Raw genomic sequence first — 24589 nt, 5'->3', positions numbered from 1 at the left:
CCACACCGGAGTCCCCCGTGCCTGACGCCACCACTCGTCCCGAACCGCGCGCCACCGCGTTCTTGCTGATCAAGATGACCGCCCATGGTGAGGCCGCTCACCGCCCCCAGGACGAACAGGGCTCTCCTCCCGCCGACTTCGAAATGTCCCGCGCCCTCACGGCCGCGCTGCAGGCCTGGCACACCGCCGGGACCCTCCGCGAGGACTCACTGCTGCTGACCGAATGGCTGGCGACCGAGTGGTGCGGCTACCGTCTCCAGCAACTCGGCCAGGACCAGGACCGGTTCGAGCGCTGGCTGCGCGACTTCGGTGACCAGGTCTGCGCGCAGCAGCGCCACGCGCACCCCGCCGGCCCGACCGCCATGGAGATCACGTCCGTCATCGCCGCCCGGTCCCAGACCACGGCCGCCGACCACCTGACCCGCCTCGCCGTTGCCTACCTCGGCTACCTCCGCCCCGGCCACGAGGTGCAGGACGCACGCGAGATCGCGCTGACCTTCGCCCTCTGGGCGGGTGAGGCCCTGTCCGCGCTCATGCACCACGACACCGAGAGGATCAGCGGCTACACAGCCGCGCGAACCCCCTGACACGACGAACCCGACACCGCGGCCCAGGCCGCCGACGCACGCAATCCTGATACAGCGGTGCGGAAACGGTGAGCGCCATCAAGCCCCGCCGTCCGGGTGCCGTGGCCTCTCCGGCCCGCCAAGAAGGCCCCTGCCAGCGGGAATCGACCCGCGGTCCACCCGCGCAAACATTGACGACTCGTTTTATTTGCCAATACTCCTGAATGTGTGTAAATTATAGATCAGTGAGGGGGTGCACATCACACCGCCGCCGACCACACGCCTCCAGGGGGATCTCATGAGCAACGTGAAGACGCTGAACGACATGCTGTCGACCGTCGCCGAGTGCGAGATCGGCTACTCCGGCTGCGAGGGGACCGCGATCGAGCGGGACGTCCACCCCACCGGCGTCGCCCTGGGCGAGCCGAACGACTGGCTCGAGGTCTGGTACTGCGGCTCCTGCGCGTGGGAGGCCGCGCGGGACTCCTGAGAGGCCGCCCGCCTCTGCGCGGGCAGCCCCCAGCGTCCAGCAGCCGAACCACCCCGTATCCCGCGCCAGGAGGAGCTGCCCCGATGATCACTGCCAGTCTGGAAGCGTTCCCGGTCGACGGCGACGACACCCTGCGGCTCATCTGCGCCGCCACGTTGACCACCGGCTACACGGCTGTCGGCGTCGTCGCCATCGAAGAGCCGTACCGCTACACCGCATGGTCGCTGGACAGACGGCGCGGGCCGGTCCGCTCCTGGTGGTCCGACGCGCTGAGCGACCTGCGCGCCCGCGGCACCAACCCACCGTGCTGCGGCTCCTGCCTGTGGGAGACCGCACGGTACTCCTGACGGGCCGCCCGCCCCGCGCGGGCAGCCCTCACCCGCCGCCGGGAGAACGTCAGCCCCTCCTGACGCGCCCGCCAACCGAATACCTCACCCGGCCGAACGGAGCCCACGATGGACACCACCCTCACGCCCGCCGGTCAGGCCATCTACCTGTCCGAGCTACCCACGGGCTCCCTCGTCACCCCGCACGACGCCGTCCAGATGCGCCAGACGGCGGTCGCCGAGCTGGGCTTCGACGGGATCCGCCGCGCCCAGCTGATCGCCGCCTCCCGCAACGCGGTCCTCATCCCCGACGGCCACGGCGACCGCCACCAGTGGGCGCGCACCGCCGCCCTGTTCGCCGACCCGCAGGGACTGCTGTGACCGACGAGCGCGTCGGCGACCTGCGCGCCCACGACGCCGACCCGAGGTAACCGCCCCGGCCCGTAGACCGCCGGTCGCCACCGGCTGACGGTGCCGCAGGCCGGCCACACCGCCCCATCCCCCCAACGAGACGGCGTTCACGGACACCCCCGAACGCTTCACTCCCGACGCCCAGGCCGTCGAGGAGACGCCGCCGCCCGCCCGACCACTGCCCGAAGCCCCGGGGCCCGCCCCGGCGCCCGGCCCCGCTCCACCGAGGAGACAGACCCCATGCCCGGCCTGAACACCGCGAAGAAGGGCGCCCCGCACGCCCTGGCCGACGCCTCCGCCCGCATCCCCGACACCGACGTCGCCGTGTCCCTGTTCATCCCCGAGCTGGACGGCGACACCTTCACCCGCGAGGAACTGGACGACTACCGCTGGTACAAGCTCGAGGCCGACGCGGAGAACGGCTGGCTCCGGGCCGCGGAGACCAACGACCAGTACGCCTGGGAGGAGGAGCAGGACCGGAGGCGGGCCGCGCTCTTCGGCGGCTTCTGATCACCGCTGAGGGCGGCCATCCGGCCGCCGCTGCCCGTCGGACACCCCTCAGCGCCCCGATCCGCGCGGTACCGCTGGCGCAGGCCGTCGGGGGCGTTGCGGGTGGAGTCGCGCGAGGCGGCCCGGCTCCGGCGCGGCTCGACCCGGTCAGCCCCCGACCCCGCTCGACTGCAACCCCCTCCATAACCAACCATTCCAGCTCGCTTAATTTGCACATTCTCCGAATCTTGTGTAAATTATGGATTGCAGCAAGGGGGTGCACACCGCACCGCCGCCGACCACACGCCTCCAGGGGGATCTCATGAGCAACGTGAAGACGCTGAACGACATGCTGTCGACCGTCGCCGAGTGCGAGATCAACTACCCCGGCTGCGAGGGCGAGGCGACCGAGCGGGACGAGCACCCCACCGCCGTGGGGCTCGGCGAGCCCTCGGACGAGGTCTGGAGCTGCAGCTCCTGCGCGTGGGAGGCCCTGCGGGACTCCTGAGCTGCCCGCCCCGGGCGGGCAGCCCCGGCGGCACAGCGCCGCCGGGCTCAGACCAGCAGCTCTTCCCTCGCCAAGGGCTTCCCGCCTTCGCTGAGGTCGTGGACATCCTGAAGAAGGAAAGAGGCAGACCATGACACGCCAGACGGCCGTCCCGTTCGACCACATCAGCCTCCGCCCGACGTACTTCACGCTCGGCGATCTGGTGCACCGGATGGAAGACCGCATGATCGACCTGAACCCGCCCTACCAGCGGGGTGACGTCTGGACCGAGGACCAGCGCATGGCCCTCGTCCAGTCCTGGCTGCGCGGGCTGCCTCCCGGCGTCGTCATCCTCTCCGATCGCACCAACCCCGCCTGGGTGAAGGCGCACGGCGGCGAGGACGTCTACGAGACCGGCGAAGCCCTGTGGGCGTGCGTGGACGGGAAGCAGCGCCTCACCACCGCCCTGATGTGGCGTCACAACGAGTTCGCCATCCCGGCCTCGTGGCTCGATGCCGATCTCGTTGCTGCCACCGAGGACACCGAGGACGGCCCCTACGTCCGGTTCCGCGGCCTGTCCGACGCAGGCCAACGGTTCATGGACCGCTACTGCTCGCTGCTGATCGCCGAGGCCAAGGAATGCGCGACCGTGGAGGAGGAAGCGGCGCTGTATCTGCTCGTCAACGGCGGCGGCACCCCGCAGACCGACGAAACGATGGCGAACGCCGCCCGCGTCGCCGCGACCTGACCAGCCCGCCCCGGGCTGGTCGACGCCGACTGCCAGGCCTTCTCCCTATTCGCAAGGCCCAGACGCCCCCCTGCCACCGGAGGATCCGAAGTGCCGTTCACGCGTGCCACCGACAGCGACCTCTCCCACCTGCCGAACATGCAGCAAGCCGCCCTTCACCTGGCCGCCGACCTGCTCGCCTCGGTCGGCTGGGCGCCGCGCAGTATGGGCTGGCCCCGCGTGACGGACGGCCCTCTGCGCATCACGCAGGCCGTGGCCGAGGTGATCGGCCACACCAACGGGGAGACTCCCGAGGGCACCCCCGGACTGGTCAGCACCGGCGCGCTCGCAGCTCTCCTCGACGAGCTCGGGACCGACAGCCCGCACGGGCTGTGGGACTGGGAAGAGCAGCCCCACCGAACGCAGAGCGACGTCATCGCCCTCCTGCGCTCCGCTGCAACTTCGGCCTCTCAGCAGCATGGACGCCGTCCCCGGACGCCCGCAGCGAGCCCGCGCCCGACCTCGGCGGGACACCCGATTCACCCTGGCCAGGGGACCACCACCCCGACCCCCGGCAGCGGCCGCATCGACCAGCGGCCCGAAGAGAGCTACCCCTGCCCGCACGCGGCCCGATGCATGGCCTCGTGGTCCGCTACACCACCGCTCTCAACACCGGCCACGCCGACATCGGCAGCCTGCCTGAGATCACCGGCGAGAACGCCGTGGCCCACGCCATCGTCGCCGCCATCCACGACACCGTCGCGCGGAACCTCCCCGGCCACGACTGGCAGACCGTCCTGGCATATCTGCTCATGCCCGGAATGAAGACCCAGGCCAGGAACTACTACCTGCAGGCTTGCGACAACGGCGAGACCGAAGACGCAGCGGCCCGGCACGCCACCGCCGAACTCATCAAGATCTACCGCACTCGGCACAACCTCTGACCCCCGCCGCGCAGCCAGCCCTTCCAACGCCGGGCACGCGGCACGTCGGCTGCGGGCCACCAGCGCGCGGACGGTGTCGGCGGCCCGACGGCCAGGCGACGACGGCGCCGGCCGACCTGCACACGGTGCGCGCGTCCAGGCGCGGAGACTTCGATCCCCCGGGCCGCCGGCCAGAGCGCCCGCGTACCGCCTAAGGGAACCATGCGGGATAAAGGCTCGTTAAATTGACACAACTTGAGCTGATGTGTAAATTATAGATGTCGCCTCACCTCAGGGAGCCCCCGGATGAAGTCCCAGTACCTTGACGAGTCCCCCCTCGACATCCTCAAGGGCATCCTCGCCTTCTTCGCCGTTCCCGCCTTCCTGTGCACTCTCGGCGTCCTCGTCGAATGGCTCTCCAGCCTCCAGTGAGCGGCCCCGCCACGCCGCCTCGTGTGTCCTCCGGGACGGCGGCGAAGCCCGGGCCCTCATTCACCGGACTCCCCCGCTGAACTGCCGTACCAGCGAGGCCACCTGCGGCAACGGCCCGGCTACGGCAGGACCGGCATGGCCACCCACGAACGCGGTGCCGAGGCCGAACACGGCAGGGCCGCCGTCATCGACCAGGACCTCGCACACCCCCCGCCCCCGCTACCGGAGTCTCCAGCCATGATCAGCGCTCGTATCGGCACCACGGACTGGCACCTCACCGCGATCCGCAGCAGCAAGGAAGGGCAGCGCTGCGATCACTGCCCGCGTCGGCTCAAGCACCTGTACGACGTGACCAACCCCGTCACCGGCCAGGCGCTCACCGTGGGCCGCGGCTGCTGCAAGAAGATCACCGGATGGACGCTGTCCGCAGCCCAGGCGGCCCAGCTCCTGCGCCACGCCGCCGAGCAGGCCCGCCAGGCCGTCGTGTGGGCGCAGTTCACCGACGCCTACCCCGAGGGCGCCCGAACCGTCGAGCAGGACAGCGAGCAGTGGCGCCCGGCCTGGCCCGGCCAGGCCAATCTGGCCGCCCACTTCCGCTGGCAGGTCAGCCGCGGCGCCATCAGCCGCGCCGCCTGGGGCCAGCGACTCGCCGTCTACCTGCGCGACCACCGCCCCCAGCCGACCGGCTGACCCGCAATCCCCACCCGCCGGGCGCCGCTACGGTGCCCGGCCTCAGCAGGCCGAGCAATAGCTGTCAGCACAGGTCAGACCAGGCTGTCGGCCGTCACGGCGCCCCGCCGGCAGAGGGGACACCACGAGGCGCGGCCGCCGCCGGCTCGGCCTGGCCGGGTGACCGTCGCCGCGCAGGGCCCGCGCCGAGAGGCCGGGGGTGAACTCCCGCGACGGCCCCGCTCGCCAGCCGGGCGTAGACCGGGGCGGCGGTGCTGCCCACGACGGCCTTGCCGGGACGGCGCCCCTGCGTCTCCAGCCCGCGGTCGCCGACGAGCCGAGCGCTGTCCGGCCGGCCCCGCGCCCCGGGCTGAACCCCCAGCGCACCGCGGAGGAAAGCAGGAGGGCGGGCTCGCACCGGGCGGCCGACTTCCACAGCGCTGGCCGCCGAGCATGCCCGAATCCCACCGGCAGCCACGAGCGCCAAGAACCAGCGCCGCCTCACCTGTTCAGGAAACGGTCACCCGGGCCGCTCGCCGAGAGGAGCTCCCTCTGTGTTCACCCGTATGAGAAGCCTGTGGCGCCGGCCGGGCGCGCGGCGTGACCGGCCGGCTGCCGCCTCTGCCTCGCCCGCCGCGGAATGCCCGGGGCTGCCGGACGGACTGGATGAGGCCGGCGCAGGCGGCATCCGGCAGCCGACGGTCGCGGGCACGCTGGACGAACTGCCCGAGCGACGGCGGGAGACGATGCTGTGGCGGCGAGCGCTCACCCACTCCTACGAAGACGTCGAAGACCTCCTGCGTCTGCCCGACCACCGCCGGCCCTGCACAGAGGGGCACCGGCCCCGCCCCGGCAACTGGACCGGCGCCCGTGCGGTCCGCGGCGACGACGGCCTCTTCCATCTCCGCCTCGGTGAGCGGATGGCGTGCGGCGTGCTGCACACGCACGCCGGCCGTGCCCGCGTCCTCCACGTGCAGCACTTGTATGTCCATCCCGACGGGCGGACCGGCGGTTACTTCCCCGACCCCCACGGTCCGATCCGCCCCAACACCGCCGGGCACCTGGCGGTCGCGGACGGCCTGGAGATACGCGACCGGCGCTGGGAGGCCGCCCTCGGCGACGACTCCGTCGCCGACCTCGCCGCCATCCCGCGCGCCGAACGCTGCCCGGCCCGCCTCGACTTCGGGCAGTGGCCGACCCCCATCACCCCGGGCACCGCCAAGGGCCGGCTGCGGCGCCGGCTCGTCGAGACCCTCGGCCCGCTCTGCGCCGGCTGTAGCGACGCCTGGGGCAACTACATCGACCACGACCACTTCACCGGACTGGTCCGCGGGCTGCTCTGCCAACCGTGCAACTCCTCCATCGACGGCTGCCCCCACCTGTCCGGCTGCCCCTGGGCCGACTACCTCGACAACCCGCCCGCCGCGCACCTGCAGCTGCTCCACCCCGACCGTGCCCAGGACCGCCGCCGCGACGCCCGCAAGATCGCCTTCACCGGCCTCGACCCCTACACCGCCTGATCCCCGCCCACAGCCACGAGGGCGGGGCCAACCGCCGTACGCCGCCCGGCCGGACGGATGGCGACCGCGCCACCATCCCCACACCGGGCCGCCACCCCGAACGGGGCGCGGCGCTCTCCCCGTGGGAGTCCGCGGCAGCCGTTACGATGGCGGTGCATCATCGGGCAACCGCGCCGCGCCCGGTCCGCAACCTCGACGCCCACACCGTCGGAGGGGACCGCAGACGTCTGAGACTCGCGCGAGCATCTTCGCCATGGCCTCCTTCACCTTGGACCGGCCGGCGCGTGTGGGGCAGCAGGCCGACAAGGGACGTGAGACGCCATGACCCATCGCCGCAACAGGCAGTTCGCCCGCGCCGTGCGCGAGTACCAGCGCGAGAACCCCGGCACCACCCTGGAGCAGGCCCGCGCGGCCGTCACCGCCCGCGCCTCCCAGCAGCAGGGCACGCCGGCCCGGATCCCGTCCGCTCCCCTGCCCCGGCCCGGGGAGACGCTGCCCGGCTACATCCAGCGTGTCGCGGCCGCTGCCGGCACCCACCGCCACCGGGCCATGGAACTCCTCGGACTTGAGCCCGGCGCCTCCGCCACCCAGCGCCTGGCCGACCTCGCCGACGGCCTGCCCGACGACACCGTGAACGCCTTGTGCGCGGCCACCGGCATGTCCCGCGCCCAGGCCCGCGCCCTCACCATCCCGCCCGCCACCATCGGCACGGCCGCAGCCGCCGCCTACGAGGCCCTGCGGCGCACCTCCGAGGAAGTCCTGAACAGCAAGACGATCCGACGCGGCGGCGAGGGCAAGACCCGCACGAGCTCCAGCCTGGCCCTGGCCCTGGCCCTCCGCGACCCGCGAGTGCGCCTGATCGACATCGACGCTCCGCCCTCGCGCGTGGACACCGATCCTCAACGCGACCTCGACTGGCCCGGCCCGGCGCCCTCCCCCTGGATCCTGCTCGACACCCCCTGGCCGGCCGACGGCCGCCCCCTGCCCGCCGACCCCGCCCTGTTCGAGGCGCTCGAGACGGCCCTCAGCAGCGACCACCACTCCGACGCGGCTGCGACGCCGGACGCATAACCCGGCGGCCGGGCAAGGCGGTCCGCGGCGCCACGCTGCAGTCCGTCACCGCCGGCCCACCCGGGCGCCACGGCATCCGGGCGGGCCGATGGAAACCGGCTGCGCGGCCGGTTTCCGGGCCACGCCGGCATACAGCGAGACCTGCCGGTCGGTGACCAGGCCCGGACCGGCCGCGGGTTGGGGACACCACCGGTGCGCCGTGACGAGACCGGGACCGGCAAGGTCGAGGCCGCGGAAGAACCGGAGCACCTCGGCCCTGGACCGGGGCTGCAGCGCGATGCCCCGCCGCCCGTAGGCACCGGCGACCGCCTCCCACGCGTGCGGGGCGAAGTCACCGGTGCAGCGCGTCAGGCTCAGATACGAGTCCGGGACCAGCCGCTCCAGCAGCCGGCCCACGACGGCGTACGGATCCAGGTCCTCGGGGATGAACGGCAGCAGGTCGTGCAGGCACAGGGCCACCGGCCGGCCGAAGTCGACGCTCCCGGTCCGCTCGACCGCGGCCAGCACGCCGCGCGTCGGCCTCCACGCAGCGGACGGTCCCCTCCGCGCTGCCGTACAGCAGCTCGTCGGCGTAGACGAGGACGATGGGGTCGTTGTCGACGTAGACGACCGTCGCATCGGGCGCGACGGCCTGGACCACGTCGTGCAGATGCGGAGCCAGCGGGAGTCCTGCGCCCACGTCGATGAACTGCCGCACCCCCTGCTGCGCCAGATACCGCACCGCGCGGTGTGTGAAGGCGCGGTTGGTCCGGGCGGCCACCTCGATCGCGGGAAACGCCTCGACCACGGCGCGGGCCGCCTCACGGTCCACGGCGTAACTGGTCTTCCCGCCGAGGTAGTAGTCGTACATCCGCGCGCAGTGGGCCCGGTCCTGCCCCAACGCCGGCCCGGCGGCCAACTCCTCCGAGGGCTCCGCCCATTCACCCACAACGCATCCCCTTCGCCGGCATGCGCCTGACCGTAGACGGCCCGCCGCTTCCCGGCACGCGTCTGCGTCCCCGCTCGCGGCTTCCCGCTGGTCAGCAGGACACGGTGGGTAGCCTGCCCGCCTGCAATTGCAGCGCGCCGAGGCGGCCAAGGTCTCGGCGCCAGGATCAGCCACTGCGGCGCCGCCCTGTACCCACCCCGGCGCCGGCCGCCGGACTCCCCCGAGCCGAGCCGGCCGCCCCTGCTTCGCCCGTCTCCCGGGCCGCAGATCTCTGTCCACAGGACGTCCGGGTGACGCTGCCAGGACGATCACGCTGCGGTGCTGGCGACTGGACACCGTCGGCTTCGGTGGATTTCCGCGCGGGTGGTCGTACGGCAGTCATCAAGTACTGGAGGTGCGCCAGCGTGTGTCAGTCGAAGGCACGAGGGGGGCGGCGGTGTCTGAATCACAAGAGGTTGCAGCAGTTGGGGGCGGCCGACCTCGCGCCCCAGTCCGTGGCCGGCAGGCCGGATGCCGTGGCAGGGGGCAGTTCGGCGGGTGAGTTGTACGACGCTCACGGGCGTGCGGTCGCCGGCCCTGTTGTCGCGCGCGTCAAGGCCGTTCGGGCTGCGGAGCCCGCCATCACCGGGGATGTTTTGGAGTCGCTTCCTGCGGGGACGCGGGCCGATGGCCTGGAGTACCGGATGAAGTCACCCCAGTCGCTGGCTCGGAAGGTCGCGGACCGGCACTCGGCCAATCCCTGGCATTCCCCCGCCGAGCACCTGGCGCAGATGACCGATGTCGTGCGGTACACGATGGTCAGCCGCACGCCGCGCACGGTGTTCAGCGACGCCGAGAAGCTGGCCAGTTCGCTGCAGGAACGCGGGTGGACCGTCACGCAGGCGGACCACTCCTACACCGAGGGCGCCATGTACAAGGGCGTGCACTTCCTGGCCCGCCATCCCAGCGGGGAGACGGTTGAACTGCAGGCTCATTCCGAGGAGTCGATGCGGGTCAAGGCGCTCAACCACGTCGACTACGAGGTGCTGCGCGACCCCAAGCGGCCGACGGAGGAGCGGCTCGCCGCACGCAGGCAGATGCACGAGCGTTCGGCGGCGCTGGAGACCCCGCGGGGACTCGGCAGGAAGGCGACGCTGGCCGGCGTGCCGGTCATGGTCAAGCAGCGGTGACGGCACACGTTGCACCCACCACCCATCTAAGATAAACTTAGATTGCCTAAGATGATTGTGTGAGTTGACTGACGAAGGAGGTCAGCTGTGGTCGGAGACAACCTGATGCTGGTGCGCGAGGACGACCAGGACCTGTGGGTGGCGGTGGAGCGGCACGGCCGCATCTACGTCTATGACCCCGCACGCGGCGAGTTCCGCTACCACCGGTACCTGTCGAGCGACTGGCTCGACCCCGGCAGTTCGATGGCGTACGTGCCGCTGGACGAGCACACCGCGCGCGAGCTGGTGGCGGCCGGCGAGGTCGGCCGCCTACCGCAGGCCGACGACCCGAACCCGCCGGAGGACGCCTCGCAGGTTCTCGCCCTGGACATGGTCCTGCCCGAGGGACAGCCGCCCTCGGCGCGGGACGTGCGCCAGGCACGCATCCGTAACCTGCAATCGGCTCCCCCGGGAACCTGGGTGACCCTGCGAGAACTCCCGCAGGACAAGCGCACCACCGCCGACGTGTGGGCCTCGGACATCCGCACCGGCAAGAACCGGTCCTACCGCGGCCTCGGCCCCCTCGAGGTCCGTGTCGAGCGCAGCGCCCACTCCCCCGACGAACTCGTCGTCATCGCCCGCCGCGTGTCGGACTAGCCGCCGCGGGCGTAACCGCGCCGACCACGCAACCGGCGCACCACACACCACCGTTAGGACAAGCCCGATGACCACCATCACACTCGCCGAGGTCGAGCACCTGGTCGAGACTGCCCACGCCGATCAGACCGACAAGACCGGCGCCCCCTACATCGGCCACGTGCGGGCCGTAGCCGCCGCGCTGGCGCCCTTTGGCCCCGAACTGCAGATGGCCGGCCTGCTCCACGACACCCTGGAAGACACCAGCCTGACCGCCGGCCAGCTCCGCGCCGCAGGCGTGCCCGACCGCGTCGTAGACATCGTCGAGGCCGTCACCAACCAGCCCGGAACCTCCTACCAGGACAAGATCCGCCGCATCACCGCCGACCCCGACGCCACCCTCGTCAAGATCGCCGACAACGCCGACAACAGCCGACCCGACCGCGCCGCCCTGCTGCCCGCTGTCACACGCGACCGGCTCACGGCCAAGTACCGCACCGCCCGCACCACCCTGTGGGCCGCCGCAGACCCCGCAGACATCCGCACCATCATCACCATCGCCAACCCCTCCCTCACCAGCGAACTCACCAGCGGCTGACCCAGGCCGCCCCGTCGCCCGGACACCAGCCCAACCCACGACGCGCACACCGAGCACCCCTGCCCGACTCGCCGCACCATCTCCACACCGGAGCGGTACGGGCCGCGGTCCCGCCACGCCCGGACCGCCACCACGGGCAGACCGTGATCCCGCACTTGCGCTCTGCGCCACGTGCTCGCCGACGTCGAACGCGGCCACCGCGGCATCGAGGACCAGCGGGCCAGCCTCTCCCGCCTCCTGGCCGCCGGCGCCGCGTGCAACGGCCGGCCCCCGCTGCCAGCGCCGGGCGTCCCCGGTTGGGTCGGCGTCGGCCCCGGCTGTGGCACGGACACCACTATGGCGACGGCGACGGACACCCCGGCCCCGGGATGCCACGCCCAGCACCTCGCAGGTGCCCACACCGGCGTACCCGGCGCAGCAGAGTGCCGTTCGGCGCAGCCGGTTGGTGGGCGGTGTGGCGGCGGGGGCGTTGCGGGTGGAGTCGCACGAGGTGGCCCGGCTCCGGCGCGGCTTGACCCGGTCAGCCCCCGACCCTGCTCGACCTTGCGACGTTGGCGTCTTCCCCGGCGGCCAGGCTGGTCCCGCCGCCACCGATCAGCAGCGTACGGGCGGCCGGCTCAGGGGCGCCTACCGAGGGTGGGCAGCCCGGCTGAGGTGGCCCGCAGGCTCCGGCCGCGGCGGGCGGCACGGCCGTCCTTGAGGATCCGGCGGGCCCGGGCGCGCCACGCTTGCGCTTCTTCCGGGTGGCCGGCCTCGCGGTGTATCGCGGCGACGCGCAGCGCGGCGGCGCGGGTCCGGGCGGCCAGGGTCTCGGCGACGGGGGCCAGGGGGCCTTCTATCCGAACTGCCTCGGGTGCTCCTCGCAGGCACAGCACGAGGCGCCGGTCCGGCTCGGTGCCGCCGAGGTCCCGCACGTACACCCGGGCCCGGTTCAGGCCGGTGGCGATCTCGGCGAGGCGCTCCAGTTCCGGCCACGTGCACGGCAGGAGGACGTCTTCCAGCACGACGCGCGGGGCCGGCCGCCAGGACGCCGCCCGCGGGCTCCGGTCCTCGCGGCGTACCCATACGCCGATCACCGGCCAGGGCCCGCCGGTCAGCGCCGGGTGGCGGATCTCGTCCTGGGTCACCTGTTCCTCCGCGCCGCTCGGATCGCCTCACCGCAGTATCCGCCGGGTCCCGCCCTCCGCGCCGAGCTTGGCGAACACCCGCCGCCCGGAGGGACGTAGGGGTGTTGCAGCTCCCCCTGCAACACCCGACGGTGCGGAGTGAGACGTCGCTGGCGGGCCGGCCAGGAGCTGAGGGGTTCGGCGCCCCGCGTGGGCGCGCGTCGCCGGCTGCCGGGCGGAAGCCGTACGGGCCGAGTGCCGTGACGGCCTTCGGTCGGTGCCTGCCCGGGCGCGGCCGGGCGGTTCCTGTCGGGCTCGCGGGTGGCGCTTATGCAGGTGAGAGGGGGGACACCGCAGTGCGGTGTGCGTAGTCACTCAGGCCCGGCAGATCGGGCCGCAGCTCGGCGACCTGTCTGGTCAGCGTGCGGACCGAGGGCCGGCGGGCCTCCAGAGGGGCGGCGAGTTCGACGAGGCGCAGCTGGGCGAAGGCGCCGGCTGCATCGCCGGCGTCAAGGAGGGCGCGGGCGGTGTCGGTGGCGGCGCGGGCGCGGCGTTCGGCGGTGGGCAGCTGGGCGGGGCGCAGCCGGCGGGCATGGGCGAGGGCGGTGTCGACGTCGCCGAGGCGGCGGTGGATCCCGATCCGGTACAGGGCGCACTGGCCGGCGGTCAGCTCCCGGGGGCGGCTGGCAGCGGTGTTCGGGTGGCGGGCGAGGCGGGCGGCTGTCTGTTCGGCCTGGTCTGCGAAGTCGCGCGCGGTGGAGGGCTGTTGGGCCTGGGCCGCGGTGTAGGCGGCGGTGAGCTCCACCATGCCCGCAGCGTCGAGCTCGGCGGCCGTGGGCCGGGAGCCGGCCGTCAGGTGGGTGCGCGCCTCTTCCAGCAGCTGCAGGGCCCCAGCCGTTCGGCCGGTCCGGCGCAGCGGGGTCGCGGCCGCGCGGGCGGCGGCTGCGAGCACCACCGGGTTGCCGGAGCGGCGGGCCGCGGCGCCAGCTCGTTCCGCGTAGACGCCGGCGGCCTCGGTACGGCCGTGCTTGACGGCGAGTTGGGAGGCCAGGACCCACACGTCAGCGGCCCGGGCGGCGCCGGCCGGGCCCTGCTCCATGCTGTGGGCGGCGCCGACCAGGAGCTGCGGCAGCACCTCGTCGAGCCGGGCGTAGGCGCCGGCGGCGAACAGCCGGCGGCCCGCGGCGCCGGGGTCGGCGGACAACCGCGGCGCCGGGGTCGCCCACGCCGGCACCGGGCCGACGAAGACGCCCGCCCCCAGCGCAACTCCCGCCGCCAGCACACTCCGTCGCTCCACACCCGGCCCCTTCCCCTGGATGCCGCTGGCGAGCAGCCGCGGCCTCGTCATGACGCTACGGCCGGGCGGGCCGGCCGGACAGGGCGCACGAGCCGGCCGTGCGCGCGCCGTCACGGCCCGGGATCCCCGCCTGAGCGGGCGTCGGTCCCCTGGTGTGGCACCGGTACCAGGGAGGCGACCCGGTCGTCGAGCGGCACTGGCTGCCTCGCTGAGAGAAAGGGGGGACCGGGCCCCGAACTCGACCAGGGCTGTCGAATATTGACGTGGTGGAAAGCAGCAACGTCACGGTCCGGCAGGTGCTGAAGGTATGGCGTTCGGAATCGAGCGGCGCGCCGCGGATTGCCGTGAAGCGCCTGCGATACCGGGCGGTCGGCAACGACTGGGGACACTCGGGGGGCGGTGGCCGCGGCACCCTGCGGATCAGCGAGCCGGGCGTGAATGCCGACGAGTGCGCGGTGGTGGCCGGCCCTCCGGCCCGGTCTACGGGCCGGACGCCATCGAGGGCGTGACGTTCACTCGGCGCCGGACCCGGGTGAAGGGGACCTGGGTCAACGAGCACCTCCCCCCGCGGCCCGGCCAAACCCCCGTCTACGCGGTGGACCCGCAGTTGGCCCGGACCACCACGGACGCCATCTGACCGCCCTGCGTCCTCGACCGGCCCAGCAGCAGGTGCGGGCGGCGTCGAACCCGCCGGCGCCCAGTGCCCGGCGCGCCTGCCGCGCGAGGGCGGTAGGGAAGCCGGGCGGCGGCCGGGCTACGGCTCGTCGACGTGGTGCAGGACGACGGTGCGCCGTACGCCGGCCTCCAGCATGGCCTGGGCCCGGTGCTGGCCGTTGATGTAGCCGGTGCCGCTGGAGGGCTGGATCGCGTCCCCCGTGTTGAACAGGGTGGCCAGCGCCTCGGTCTCCCACCCGGTGGCGCCGGCCGCGGTCGCGTGGGCGGTGGCGAACTCCTCCATGTCGTCGGCCTCCACGGACTGCGCGCGGGCCCGCTGGAGGACCTCAAGCGCCATCGCGTTGACCGTGTGCCAGTCGCCGCCGTGGTACCAGCAGCAGGCACGGGCCCCGCGGCGCGGCAGGATCTGACGCATCCAGCGCCGCCACCAGGGCACCCCGGCCGGCATGCATGCCGGCTCGCGGAACGGACGCGGCCGGGCGAAACGGGCCACCGCGAACTCGGCGAACACCAGCCGTGGTTCCGGCTCGGCGGGGCGCGGCACGTAGCCGGCGCCGCGGTCCGTGGCGACGGTTGCGCCGATCAGATCCTGCAGCTCCTCATCGGTGATCACCGACCACTTCGGGCCCCGTGGGCAGTAGCGGTCGGCGCCGGTGAACACCACGCGCCTGAAGCGGGTTTCCTGGCGGGAGCGCTCCGCCCAGATCTGCCGCTCCACCCACACCGGCGGCAGGTCCTGGTCAGGGCAGTGCCGCTCCCACACCGCGCCCGCGAACCTCTCCGCCCCGTTCATCAGGCTCATGCCCTCTGCGAGGGCGATCTGGGTCGCCACCGCGACCGGGCGCGCCCCGTCAGCGGTGAACAGCTGCAGCCGGAACGTCCCCGGCAGCCCGGGGGCGGTGAACATGTGGTCGTCCACGCTCAGCCGGCGCGGAGCCCGCAGGGCGTGCAGCTCGTCCTGGCCGTGGGGGTGCGGCGCCGGCTCGGGGGCCGGGCCGGCGGGGTGGTCGTCGGTCATCCCCCGATCATTCCCGACCCCGCCGCGGGGCGGGGTCGGTCAGCCGGCCGCCGTCGTCTGCGCCAGGTCCACCTCGCCGGCCTCGACCAGGGCCCGGCGCAGTTGTTCCGTCTCGGCGGGGCGCTCGGCCTCGGGCAGTGCTGCGGTGGCCTGGAGCAGGGTGCGGGCGTGCCGGCGGACGTCGGCGTCGTACAGGGGGCCGGGGGCGGGGCGGGTGAGCAGGTGCGCGGCCAGGAGCAGGGCGTCGGGGCTGCGTGGGTGGCCGGCGGCGCGTGCGGCGACCTTGTCGGCATTGTCCTGGGCGGGGGTGTGCTCGGCGCTGCGCCGGGCCAGGGGCAGCCATACCTCGTCGGTGAGGGCGGAGAGGGTGAACCAGCCGGCACCAGCGAGCGCTCCGGGCGGAAGGTCGGCCTCCAGCGCCGCCGTCCACCACGCGCGCGCGATGTCCTCGGGGGCTGGGGCGGCCGGGTCCGGCCCGGTGTCGCCGGCACGCGGGCGTCCCTGCAAGGGAAAGGCGAGCGGCAGGAACAGATGGGAGACGGCCGCGGGGCCGTCCGGGCCGGCAGCCAACTCGCGCCAGGTGTCCGCGGGGTCGCCGAGCAGGTTGGCCGGCTCCTCCAGCAGGAGAGCGAATGCGACGCGGGAAGCCGCGCCGTACACGTTCGCGCGCACCGCGGCCAGGAGTTGGCCGCGGTCCAGGGCGGCGAGCAGCAGCGGATCAGACCTTCCCCGGTCCAGCCACGCGGCGGCCGGTGAGGGGCGTTGGGGGTCGAGGGCGTACAGCTCGGGGTGGGCGGCGGTGAAGGCGGTGGCGCGGCGGTGCAGGAGTGGCAGGTGCGCGCCGATCACGGAGGCGACCGCCTCGTCGCCACTGCGGGCGGCCAGGACGTCGGCGACGAGGCGGAGAACGTCGCCGGGCATCTGGCCGTCCTTGATGGCCTGGCCGGCGGCGTAGTCGAGCAGGCAGTCCAGCGCGAGCACCGCCGGGTGGGTGTCCAGCAGGCCCGCGGGCAGCTCCTCCTCTTCCCCGCCGGCCTTGTCGTCGGCCGGGCCGGCTGTGTTGGGAGCGGACGTTGCCGGGCTGGACGCGGGCGGCGGCGGGGCGGCGGGCCGGGTGAGGGGCTCGGCGAGGCCGCGCAAGCGGTCCAGGACAGCCGGCAGGTCACCGTCGAGGTCGCCACCGGTGCGCCACACGACGCTCAGCAGACCGGACCACGCCCGGCCGGCGAACTCCGCCGCGTCGGGGACATGAGGGCTGGCGGGGGCGGGCAGGGCGCGGCTGAGGGTGAGAGCGGCGAGGACGGCCTCGGCCGGGCCGGTGGGGAAGGCGTCAGGGTGGCGCGCGGCGGTCGCGGTGGCGGCGAGGTAGAACGCGCAGAGCTCCGGCAGGGCCAGGGCGGCGAGGACCTGGGGGACGTCGGCGGTCCAGGCGGCCGGGTTGGCCCGCACGAGGCGCTGCAGCACGCGGGCGTAGCCGTCGGCGCCCGCGTCCGGGGCACCGGCGAGGGCGGCGGCGGCCGCGAGCGGGCCGGCTGCGGCAGCCAGCTCCAAAAGGTCCTCCAAGGCGACGACGGTGTCATGGCGCGAGTGCGGGCGGGCGGCGGTACGCGGGTCCGGCGGACCGGTCGGCTTCAGCCGGTGCAGCGCGGCGAGCAGCGGGGCGAAGTCGGTGAGCAGCGGCGCGGGCAGGACCGGCGACCAGTTCCACACCCGCAGCCAGGAGGCGAGCGGCTCGATCCGGCCGCTGGACTGGTCGGGGTCGGCGTCTGCAGTCAGGGTCTGGTCGATCTCGTCGGCGGCAGGGGCCGGGCCGAGTGCCGCGCGTGCCCGCTGGTCCAGGCCGGCCCGCTCGGGCGGGCAGGTGTCCAGTACGAGGGCGGCCAGCCGGGCGCCTTCCGGTGTCGGGCGGCCGGCCAGCAGCCGCACGGTGGCCTCGACCGCCCGCTCCCACCACTCCCCCGCGCCCGCGGAGTCGGTGTCGGCGGCGGGCGGGTGTGCGGCCAGGTGGGCGGCGAGCACCCGGTCGTGCAGGTGCGCATCCGCGGCGGTGATCCGCGGCCACGCCCGCATCCGCTCGGCAAGGGGGACACCGGCCGCGGCGTCCGCTGCGGCGAGGTCGAGGACCGCCCGGGCCAGGAGCGGGCCCATGTCGAGGACCGGGCCCAGAAAGACTCTGGCGTCCAGGACGCGGACCTCGTCCAGGTCGACGTACGGGTGCCAGGGGTTCTTGACGGGCGCCTCGATGTCGCGGCGCAGGAGGCCCGCCAGCGCGTACCGGGCCGGGCGGGCCCAGCGGAACGGCCCGCCGGCGGCGCCGTGGACGGTCACCACCAGTTCCCGCAGCAGGCCCGTGATGTCGTGTTCGGGCAGGCGGGCGGCCCACTCCCGCTGAAGCACCTCGGTCAGCTCGGGGAGCGGCTCGTGGTTGGCGCGTGCGCGCCGGCGCGCGGTCTCGAAGGCCAGGTAGCCGGCGTGGCCGATGTCGACGGTGTCCTTCAGCAGCTCCTCGACGACGAACAGCCAGTCCCCGTCCCGTGCGGCCATCGGGAGATTGCCCGCCCAGCTGGCCGCCATCCGGCGCGACAGGCTCGCCTCCTCGTCCGGCGCCTGGGCCGGGGACGAGGCGGTGACGTATGGGAGCAGCAGCCGGACGCCGGCGGGGGCGAGGACGCCGGCGTCGGCCAGGCGCAGCAGCGCACCGAGGGCATACGGGCCGGCGGCGACGAGCTGGACGGCGTGGCCGGCCAGCCACGGCCGGGCAGCCTGCGGGGCGACGGCGGCCAGGTGCTCGAGGAACGGGGCAGCCGGCCAGACGCCGGCCGCCTCGTCGGCCAGGAGCAGGTGCGGCGCGTGCTCGTTCAGGACCTCGAGCCAGGCGGCGGCCGGGCCGGAGCGGAAGAAGTACGCCTCGGCGCGCGGGTCCGCCCAGCCGGCCAGCTCCCGCGCCTCCTTCTCACCCGGGTCGGTGAGCGCGGCCAGCTCGAGAACCCGTGCGGCGCGGCCGGGCAGCGGCACCAGCAATTCCCGTGCCGCCGCGAGGACTTCCGCGTACAGCGAGGCGGCGCGGGCGGGGTCGGCGGCGTTGCCGTGAAGGGTGCCGGAGGTCTTCCCGTACACCTCGCCCCACACGTCCAGGGCCCGCTCCTGGGCGCTGCCGAGCACGACGCCCATCAGGCGCTCGGCGATCCCCGCCGCCCGGGTCCGGTGGTAGCCGCCCGGCCGCTGCAGCTGCCCGCGCAGCACCTCGGCCGCCTCCCGCACCCGCGCTCTCCCCGCGCGGCCGGCGCCGTCCGGGCCCGCACCGTCGGCGGCGTCCGTCTCCCCGTCCGGCACCGGGCAGGCCAGGGCAGCGGCAGACTCGTTTGTCGCGGGCGCGGCGGCCGGAGCGTCGGACGCGCCGGCGGTGCCGGGGGCGGGGAGGTCGTCGACCGCGGCCAGCAGTCCGGCGGCCGCCGATTTCAGTCCCACCGCAACCGGGGCGCCCGGCAGGCTCAGCAGGGCGTCCGCGGCGCCCCGCAGGCACGACTCCGCGACTTCGGCCGGCCGCTGGAGGAAGCCGCCGGTCAGGATCCGGCGCGCGTCCCGCAGCAGCCCCAGCGCCCGCACGCCCGGTGCGCCCTGCGCGGTCAGGGCGGCGGCCAGGACCTCGTCGACCTCGGGCAGTTCGTCCCCGCCGGCCGGCGGCATCTCATGGCTCACCGGTGCACCGTAGAGCCCGGCGGGCGGCGTCCGGGCCGGAACCGCGCAGCCCGCCGGTGGGGAGAGGCGGAGCGGGCCCGACAGCGGCACGGACTGGTGTAGTAAAGAGATTCGCGACGGAGCTGGGGTCAGGGGGATCGGCGTGACTGGCAGTCCTCGCCCGCCCACACCTCGCCCTCCCGGTATCTCCTTCCATCTGTCCCGTGCCCTTGTCCGCGAAAATCAGCTCACCCCGGACGAGCAGGCGGCACGGGACAGCGTTGCGCCCGCTCCAGCGCCCGGTGTGCCAGCGATACCTGATGTGGCCGCAGGTAAGACGCCGGGTGAGCAGGTGGCCGTATACGAGCCCCTGTTGCGCCGGGCCGGCTGGCGGGTGGATATCTTCAGCCACCCTCTGCGCGGCCGCCTCGAGGCCTTCCACTCCTCCGGCGCAGCAGTGATGATCACCGTGGATCGCCGCAGGCACAAAAGGGACCGCAACAGGGGCAACCTGTACGTGCTGTTTGCCCCGGGGTCCGGGCAGTGGCAACGCACCCCCATCGCGGCTTTGGAGCACTTCGCCGTCCACCGCACACTTCCCCCAGGAGTTCGCCACCGGCCCGTAGACAGCAAGTGCTGCTGCGGAAAGGGCTGTTACCCGACCCTGGCCGCGGCATCGGCCGTTCTCAACGAAGCGGCACCGAAGCGAGGACGCCGACGGCGCGAGCATCGCTGCTACCGCTGTGAGGCTGACGACCGGGTGTGGCACCTCACGAGCAAGCTCGCCGGTTATGTCCGGCCGGTCCCACTCGCGGACGCATACTCCCGCAAAACGTCCCGCTGAAACAGCTTGCGCAAGAGCATCTGGTGCCGGACGTCCAGCTGCACCCGCGAGACGTCGGTGAGCGGTGCACACGAGCCCGACACAGTCAAGGCGACGCCGATCGGACAGCCAACCCCGGGACGGCCGCTACCGTGGCCGGGTGGACACCCCCAACGGCCGGCACGTGCAGAGCCCGGCGCGCGAGGCCGCCGAACTGGCGTGGGAAGCGGCGGCCGCCCGCATCCACGACGCCAACCTCGCCCGGCTGCGCCAGGAAGACGCGGACGCCGACCGGCTCTTCCCGCCCGGGCCGGCCTTCACCGACGGCCTGGTCGACGACGACGTCATGGGCCGCCTCGGCAAGGCGCTGGAGGCGTACGGCGAGGCCAAGAACGCGGCGGGCCGGGTGGACCTGTTCATGCGGCTGTTCGCCGGCGCCGGCGACGACGAAGTCCCGTACACCGGGTAGCAGCAGCGGCCCTTCAGCGCGGGGTGCAGCACGCAGCAGTACACGGGCGGGTGGTCTGCCAGGCGGGTGCCGACTCGACGCACGGCCCGTGGTGTTGCGCAGCCCGCAACACCCGCTCGGGAACCGCGGTCCAGGGCCGTATGCCGTCGGCGTGCTGAGAGGGGCGTTGCGGTGCGCGGCGTCGGGCCAAGGTGTTCAACGGGCGGGCGGACAACCCCCGAACAACTCTGGATAACCCCCTCACCAGCGGCGATGTGCGGCGGGGCGAGGCCTGCGCGTGCTGGGAACGGCCCGGTCCCGCCGGCGGTCGTGGAGCCGACACGGAAGGCGGCCGCGGCCGCGGCCGGACCGGTGACAGCTCCGACGAGCTCGGCAGGGCTCCGCGAGGACGGGTTGCGGTACGTCCGGGCGGGCCCGCCGCCTGTCACGCCCAGCTCGCGAACGTGCAGGTCAGAAGCGGGACACCACAGGCAGCCGGACGCAGACCCGACAGGTGCTGCTGGCCGGGGGCAGTCTTCGCCGGACAGAATCGGACGGCGTCGGACAACTGCGGACGGCGCCCCCGACGCGCCGGTCCGGGCCCTCACTCGCCGATCCGGCGCGGCGGATGACCGGCGGCGGTGCGAGCCGTCCGGTGCGAGGCAAGATGCGAGCGCGGCACTGTGCGGAGCCGACGGCAGGCCGTACGCCAACCGATGAGAGTGACCGGGCCTGCTGCCCCGTGCCGGGCGTGGCGCGGGGCAGCACGTCCGGCCGCGTGTGTCAGGCCGCCGGGCGGACGGCGAGGTCGGCGGCGGTACGCGCGAAGCGGACTGTCTCCTGAAGGGTGAACATGCAGTCGGCGTCGGTCAGTTCGTCCTCGTCGGGGATGCCGGCGGCTTCCCGCATCGTGCGCAGGGCCGCCGCCGCGACGACGGCGACCGGGGCGGTCGTGGTGTACACCCGATCCCACATCCTCGGCTCGGTGAGCCATCCGTCGGCCCGCACCCCGTAGATCGCGGGATTGCAGATGTGGCTGGCGCCGACGAGCCGGTCCAGGACGTCCGCGGCCGCGCGCAGCAGGTCCGCGCTCACTTCTTCCTCGGCGGCCGTCTCCAGCACCGAGTACACGACCTGGACGAGGGGGGCGTCGTGCAGCGTGACCTCGCCGGCGGCGTGCTCGTGCAGAGCGGCGACGCGGCGCGCGCGGGCGGCGGAATTGACGGGCATCCGGCGCAGGGTCTGCTTCAGCCCGCTGTCCTTCAGCGCCCAGGCCAGGGCCTCGTCCACGAGGCGGGCGGCTTTCTCCCCGTCGGCGCCCAGGTCGGTGCGCAGGTGGGCGGCGAGCCGGCGGGCGGGCTCGGCGTGGACGGGCTCCCTGGGGACGGACCGCGGGCGGGTCTCCTCGCGCAGCAGCTCGGTGTACTTGCCCTTGGCGCCGGTGGTCTTCTGCACGGCGCGGGCGCGCTGGCCGGCGCGGGACTGGTTGCGTGGCATGACGTCTCTCTCCGGGCACCCCGCGCCTGCCCGCAGTCGTGCGGGTGGGTGTCGCGGGCCCGGGTGGGGACCTTGGCCGTCTGAGCTGTCCCGGCGCGGGCGGGGATGCAGCGGCGGCGGTAGGCGGTGCGCGTCCTGCCGGTCGGCATCGTAGCGGAAACGGCAGGCCTTCCCGCGCGCCCCTCGCACCCGCCGACGGCACGGCGCGCGCCCGCGGCGCTGTGCCGTCGGCGTCGGGCCAGGCGGGACCGTCGGCGCGCGCGGGGTACGGGGAGCGATCGCGGCCAGCAGCAGACCACCCCGCGTCCACTCCCCCGGGTGGCGCCGCCAACTCGTTCCATTGTCCGGCCGGATCGCCCAGGAAGGCGGGGTCGGGCAGGCGCGCGGCCGCCACGTGGAAGGCGGGCGCTGGACCCGCGGACGACGCCGGCTCCCCCGCGATGCTGTTTGGTCTCTGTGGCCCGGGCGGCGCGTTCGAGGGAGTGTCTGCCGCCGGACGGGAGGGCTGCGGGAGCGGTGCCCCGACCGGTACGGCGGCGCGGCTGGTGGTGTGCGAGAGGACCGGCTCCGTGGTGGCAGCCGGTCCTCGTGTCCGCGGGCACGCGTCACCGTGACGTGCGGAAGTGATCCCTGTCGCGTCGGTTTGCGGCCAGTAGCGGGTCAGGGAACCCGGGGGTCGGTGCTGCGTCGGGGCCCGGACCATCCGGTCCGGGCCCCGACGCCGCGCCGACGACCGGGTTGTGACGCAGCATCATCACCCGGCGGGCTGCGGGCAAGGCAGGCTGGAACGTCCGCGGACCAGCGCCTGCGGAGCGCGGTGGACAAGGTGCTGGTGGTGGTGGGCGGGGACACCAGGCGCTCGTAGGCGTCGGCCGGAGGCGTACCTGAAACGTCCGCGGACCAGCAAACACGCAATTGGGATCTGTGGGGCTTTTAGGGCGCGCGGGGTGGGGGCGGGACGTGCCATCCTCTTCCGCACCGGCGGAGGGCAGCCGTCAACTGCCGTCCGGCACACCGGTTTTTGCGGCCAGTAGCACCCCGTCACCCGGCCGCCGGACTCCGTTCGCGGGCCGGCGCCCCGGGGCCCACCCGTCAGGGAGGATCCACCGTCGTGTCCACGTACCACTCCGGCGCGCCCGCGCCCCAGCCCGAGCCCCAGCCCTCGCGTGCCGTAGTTCGTCCGCTCACCACCGCGCAGATCTGCGGCATCACGGTCTTCCCGCTCCTGGGCGCCGGTCTCGCGCTCGCCGGTATGCCGGTCAGCGATGTGCTCACCCTGCTCGCGGGGTGCGGCGCGATCGGGGCGGCCACCATCGCCGCCGCCGGCGGAGGACGGCGTCTGCTCACCGCGCTCGCCGCCACGGCCGTCCGCGCGGCCGCCGGCGCCGACAGCGGCAAGTAGGAGGTGGCTTCGATGACTTCACCGACTCCGTCCCCGCGTGCCGGCCGCTCCGTACGCCGTACCGGCCGGCGCCACAGGCACCTCATCGCCCTCCTGGCCGCGCTCAAGGACGGCAGCGGGCTCTCCTTCGCCCAGCTGGCCGCCCGTACCGCCGAACTCGAGGACACCGGCGCCGTCTCTGCGAGCACCCTCAAGCGCGCGGTGGACCCGCGCACCGTGCCCCAGGAGCACGTCGTGGCCGCCTTCGTCCGGGCCTGCGGCGCCGCCGTCGAGGACGAGCGCGACGTGCTGAAGGTGTGGCGGGGCGCCCGCGCCGAGGAACGCGGCATCCTCGCCGCGCTGCAGGCTCCTTCCGTGTCCGCCATCCGCACCCACGCCGACTTCCGGGCCGCCCTCGTCGCCGCCTACGAACGTGCCGGCGCCCCGCCCCTGCGCGTCCTGCAGGACCGCGCCGGCACCGAGGAGGCCGACGGTGAGCTGCTGCTGCCGCTGACCACCGCCTGGCGCATCACCCGCCGCGAGGGCCTGGGTCCCGCCAACTGGACCCAGTGCGAGGCCTTCCTGCGCGGCTGCGGGATCCATCCCCGCCGTATGGGGCCCTGGCAGGACGCGTGGGCGCGCACCCGAACGCTTCCGCGGGCCGAGCTCGGCCCCACGGCCGCCGAGGAACGGCGGGCTGCCCGGTGGACCCGCCGGGTCTACCTGAGTCCGCCCGCCGTCCCGGCGGGCGACGGCGCCGGGATCATCCCGCTGCACTCGGCGGAGGGCACGCACGCCCACACCGACGGTCGGCACGGCGAGCGGCAGGCCAGCGGGGCCCAGGCCGCCGCCCGCGTGTTCGACCGCCTCGCCGTCGCCGACCAGCACACCGTCCTCGCCGCCGGTCTCACGCACCTCCTGGGCACCCAGGCCCGCCGCAACGGCGCCGCCCCCGACACCGGCATCGACGCAATCGCTGTCGGCGACGACGGAACTCTCCACGTGCTCCAGTGCAAGCACCTCACCGACCCGCCTCCGCCCGGCGCCCGCGGCGTCAAGCCTCCTGCCCGGCCGCGTCCGCCCGCACCGTCCGGCCGCGCCCGCCGCAACCGGGAGCTCCAGCCCGCCTGAGCCCGGGGCGAGGAGACCACCAGCATCCCGTCGCGGCCACCACGAAGTCGGCCGCACCGTACGGGCGGTCTCGGCGGCCGCAGAGCGCGCGGCGCTGCCGGGCTCGGCCGCAGA

The 24589-nt window shown here is 74.2% G+C and carries 25 protein-coding genes and 1 pseudogene; 20 read left to right on the top strand and 6 right to left on the bottom strand.

Features of this window, described 5'->3' with window-relative positions:
• The first annotated feature begins 17 nt into the window (after nucleotides 1–17).
• The 12 genes from OG440_RS40470 (at nucleotide 18) to OG440_RS40415 (ending at nucleotide 8111) form a co-directional block, all read left to right on the top strand.
• Entirely contained in the window at nucleotides 18–587 is a 570-nt protein-coding gene (locus OG440_RS40470; RefSeq protein ID WP_331752659.1) for a hypothetical protein, read from the top strand.
• Nucleotides 588–864: 277 nt separating this feature from the next.
• On the top strand, nucleotides 865–1056 hold the full coding sequence (locus OG440_RS40465) for a hypothetical protein (protein ID WP_331752660.1): 192 nt from the start codon (nucleotides 865–867) through the stop codon (nucleotides 1054–1056).
• Between the two features lie 83 nt (nucleotides 1057–1139).
• Nucleotides 1140–1403, top strand: coding sequence for a hypothetical protein (locus OG440_RS40460; protein WP_331752661.1), 264 nt, complete (start codon nucleotides 1140–1142; stop codon nucleotides 1401–1403).
• A gap of 108 nt (nucleotides 1404–1511) precedes the next feature.
• Nucleotides 1512–1763, top strand: coding sequence for a hypothetical protein (locus OG440_RS40455; protein ID WP_331752662.1), 252 nt, complete (start codon nucleotides 1512–1514; stop codon nucleotides 1761–1763).
• A 270-nt stretch (nucleotides 1764–2033) separates the two neighbouring features.
• Entirely contained in the window at nucleotides 2034–2303 is a 270-nt protein-coding gene (locus OG440_RS40450) for a hypothetical protein (RefSeq protein WP_331752663.1), read from the top strand.
• A 301-nt stretch (nucleotides 2304–2604) separates the two neighbouring features.
• Entirely contained in the window at nucleotides 2605–2790 is a 186-nt protein-coding gene (locus OG440_RS40445) for a hypothetical protein (RefSeq protein WP_331752664.1), read from the top strand.
• 130 nt (nucleotides 2791–2920) lie between these two features.
• Entirely contained in the window at nucleotides 2921–3517 is a 597-nt protein-coding gene (locus OG440_RS40440; protein ID WP_331752665.1) for a DUF262 domain-containing protein, read from the top strand.
• A 623-nt stretch (nucleotides 3518–4140) separates the two neighbouring features.
• The gene (locus tag OG440_RS40435) at nucleotides 4141–4440 is read left to right on the top strand and encodes a hypothetical protein (RefSeq protein WP_406011643.1); all 300 of its coding nucleotides are present in this window, start codon (nucleotides 4141–4143) and stop codon (nucleotides 4438–4440) included.
• Nucleotides 4441–4725: 285 nt separating this feature from the next.
• Nucleotides 4726–4851 (top strand): hypothetical protein, encoded by a 126-nt coding sequence (locus OG440_RS40430; protein WP_331752667.1) that lies wholly within the window; start codon nucleotides 4726–4728, stop codon nucleotides 4849–4851.
• A gap of 135 nt (nucleotides 4852–4986) precedes the next feature.
• Entirely contained in the window at nucleotides 4987–5541 is a 555-nt protein-coding gene (locus OG440_RS40425; protein ID WP_331752668.1) for a hypothetical protein, read from the top strand.
• 533 nt (nucleotides 5542–6074) lie between these two features.
• Nucleotides 6075–7040: an endonuclease domain-containing protein gene (locus tag OG440_RS40420; protein ID WP_406011584.1), complete on the top strand. Its 966-nt coding sequence runs from the start codon at nucleotides 6075–6077 to the stop codon at nucleotides 7038–7040.
• A 321-nt stretch (nucleotides 7041–7361) separates the two neighbouring features.
• Nucleotides 7362–8111: a TniQ family protein gene (locus OG440_RS40415; RefSeq protein WP_331752670.1), complete on the top strand. Its 750-nt coding sequence runs from the start codon at nucleotides 7362–7364 to the stop codon at nucleotides 8109–8111.
• 45 nt (nucleotides 8112–8156) lie between these two features.
• On the opposite strand, the pseudogene OG440_RS40410 reads toward OG440_RS40415, so the two are convergent.
• Nucleotides 8157–8961, bottom strand: a pseudogene (locus tag OG440_RS40410) (SAM-dependent methyltransferase).
• A 761-nt stretch (nucleotides 8962–9722) separates the two neighbouring features.
• Between OG440_RS40410 and OG440_RS40405 the strand changes: the two are divergent.
• From OG440_RS40405 to OG440_RS40395, 3 genes are all read left to right on the top strand, one after another.
• Nucleotides 9723–10208 (top strand): hypothetical protein, encoded by a 486-nt coding sequence (locus tag OG440_RS40405; RefSeq protein ID WP_406011585.1) that lies wholly within the window; start codon nucleotides 9723–9725, stop codon nucleotides 10206–10208.
• 87 nt (nucleotides 10209–10295) lie between these two features.
• Complete coding sequence (locus OG440_RS40400; protein WP_331752673.1) at nucleotides 10296–10844, top strand: hypothetical protein; 549 nt, start codon at nucleotides 10296–10298, stop codon at nucleotides 10842–10844.
• Nucleotides 10845–10911: 67 nt separating this feature from the next.
• Nucleotides 10912–11421, top strand: coding sequence for an HD domain-containing protein (locus tag OG440_RS40395; RefSeq protein WP_331752674.1), 510 nt, complete (start codon nucleotides 10912–10914; stop codon nucleotides 11419–11421).
• A gap of 617 nt (nucleotides 11422–12038) precedes the next feature.
• On the opposite strand, the gene OG440_RS40390 is transcribed toward OG440_RS40395, so the two are convergent.
• The gene (locus OG440_RS40390) at nucleotides 12039–12548 is read right to left on the bottom strand and encodes a hypothetical protein (protein ID WP_331752675.1); all 510 of its coding nucleotides are present in this window, start codon (nucleotides 12546–12548) and stop codon (nucleotides 12039–12041) included.
• Nucleotides 12549–12855: 307 nt separating this feature from the next.
• Nucleotides 12856–13875, bottom strand: coding sequence for a transcriptional regulator (locus OG440_RS40385; protein ID WP_331752676.1), 1020 nt, complete (start codon nucleotides 13873–13875; stop codon nucleotides 12856–12858).
• 212 nt (nucleotides 13876–14087) lie between these two features.
• Between OG440_RS40385 and OG440_RS40380 the strand changes: the two genes are divergently transcribed.
• Nucleotides 14088–14333 carry a hypothetical protein gene (locus tag OG440_RS40380; protein WP_406011586.1) on the top strand — a complete coding sequence of 82 codons (246 nt, stop codon included), beginning with the start codon at nucleotides 14088–14090 and terminating at the stop codon, nucleotides 14331–14333.
• Nucleotides 14330–14461 carry a hypothetical protein gene (locus tag OG440_RS40375; RefSeq protein ID WP_331752677.1) on the top strand — a complete coding sequence of 44 codons (132 nt, stop codon included), beginning with the start codon at nucleotides 14330–14332 and terminating at the stop codon, nucleotides 14459–14461. Before OG440_RS40380 ends, OG440_RS40375 begins: the two co-directional genes overlap by 4 nt.
• Before the next feature lie 117 nt (nucleotides 14462–14578).
• Here OG440_RS40375 and OG440_RS40370 read toward each other — a convergent pair whose 3' ends face one another.
• Complete coding sequence (locus OG440_RS40370; protein ID WP_331752678.1) at nucleotides 14579–15517, bottom strand: hypothetical protein; 939 nt, start codon at nucleotides 15515–15517, stop codon at nucleotides 14579–14581.
• Between the two features lie 39 nt (nucleotides 15518–15556).
• Entirely contained in the window at nucleotides 15557–19216 is a 3660-nt protein-coding gene (locus tag OG440_RS40365; protein WP_331752679.1) for a hypothetical protein, read from the bottom strand.
• A gap of 962 nt (nucleotides 19217–20178) precedes the next feature.
• Here OG440_RS40365 and OG440_RS40360 point away from each other — a divergent pair.
• Nucleotides 20179–20487 (top strand): hypothetical protein, encoded by a 309-nt coding sequence (locus OG440_RS40360; RefSeq protein WP_331752681.1) that lies wholly within the window; start codon nucleotides 20179–20181, stop codon nucleotides 20485–20487.
• 762 nt (nucleotides 20488–21249) lie between these two features.
• On the opposite strand, the gene OG440_RS40355 is transcribed toward OG440_RS40360, so the two are convergent.
• Entirely contained in the window at nucleotides 21250–21963 is a 714-nt protein-coding gene (locus tag OG440_RS40355; protein WP_331752682.1) for a hypothetical protein, read from the bottom strand.
• A gap of 1111 nt (nucleotides 21964–23074) precedes the next feature.
• Between OG440_RS40355 and OG440_RS40350 the strand changes: the two genes are divergently transcribed.
• Both OG440_RS40350 and OG440_RS40345 read left to right on the top strand, forming a co-directional pair.
• Nucleotides 23075–23365 (top strand): hypothetical protein, encoded by a 291-nt coding sequence (locus OG440_RS40350; protein WP_331752683.1) that lies wholly within the window; start codon nucleotides 23075–23077, stop codon nucleotides 23363–23365.
• Between the two features lie 12 nt (nucleotides 23366–23377).
• On the top strand, nucleotides 23378–24475 hold the full coding sequence (locus tag OG440_RS40345; protein WP_331752684.1) for a helix-turn-helix domain-containing protein: 1098 nt from the start codon (nucleotides 23378–23380) through the stop codon (nucleotides 24473–24475).
• Nucleotides 24476–24589 lie beyond the last annotated feature (114 nt).

Origin of the sequence: Streptomyces sp. NBC_00637 (assembly GCF_045161545.1) — a bacterium.
In the GTDB taxonomy this organism is placed as follows: Bacteria; Actinomycetota; Actinomycetes; order Streptomycetales; family Streptomycetaceae; genus Streptomyces.
This window is presented reverse-complemented; position numbering and strand designations above follow the sequence as displayed.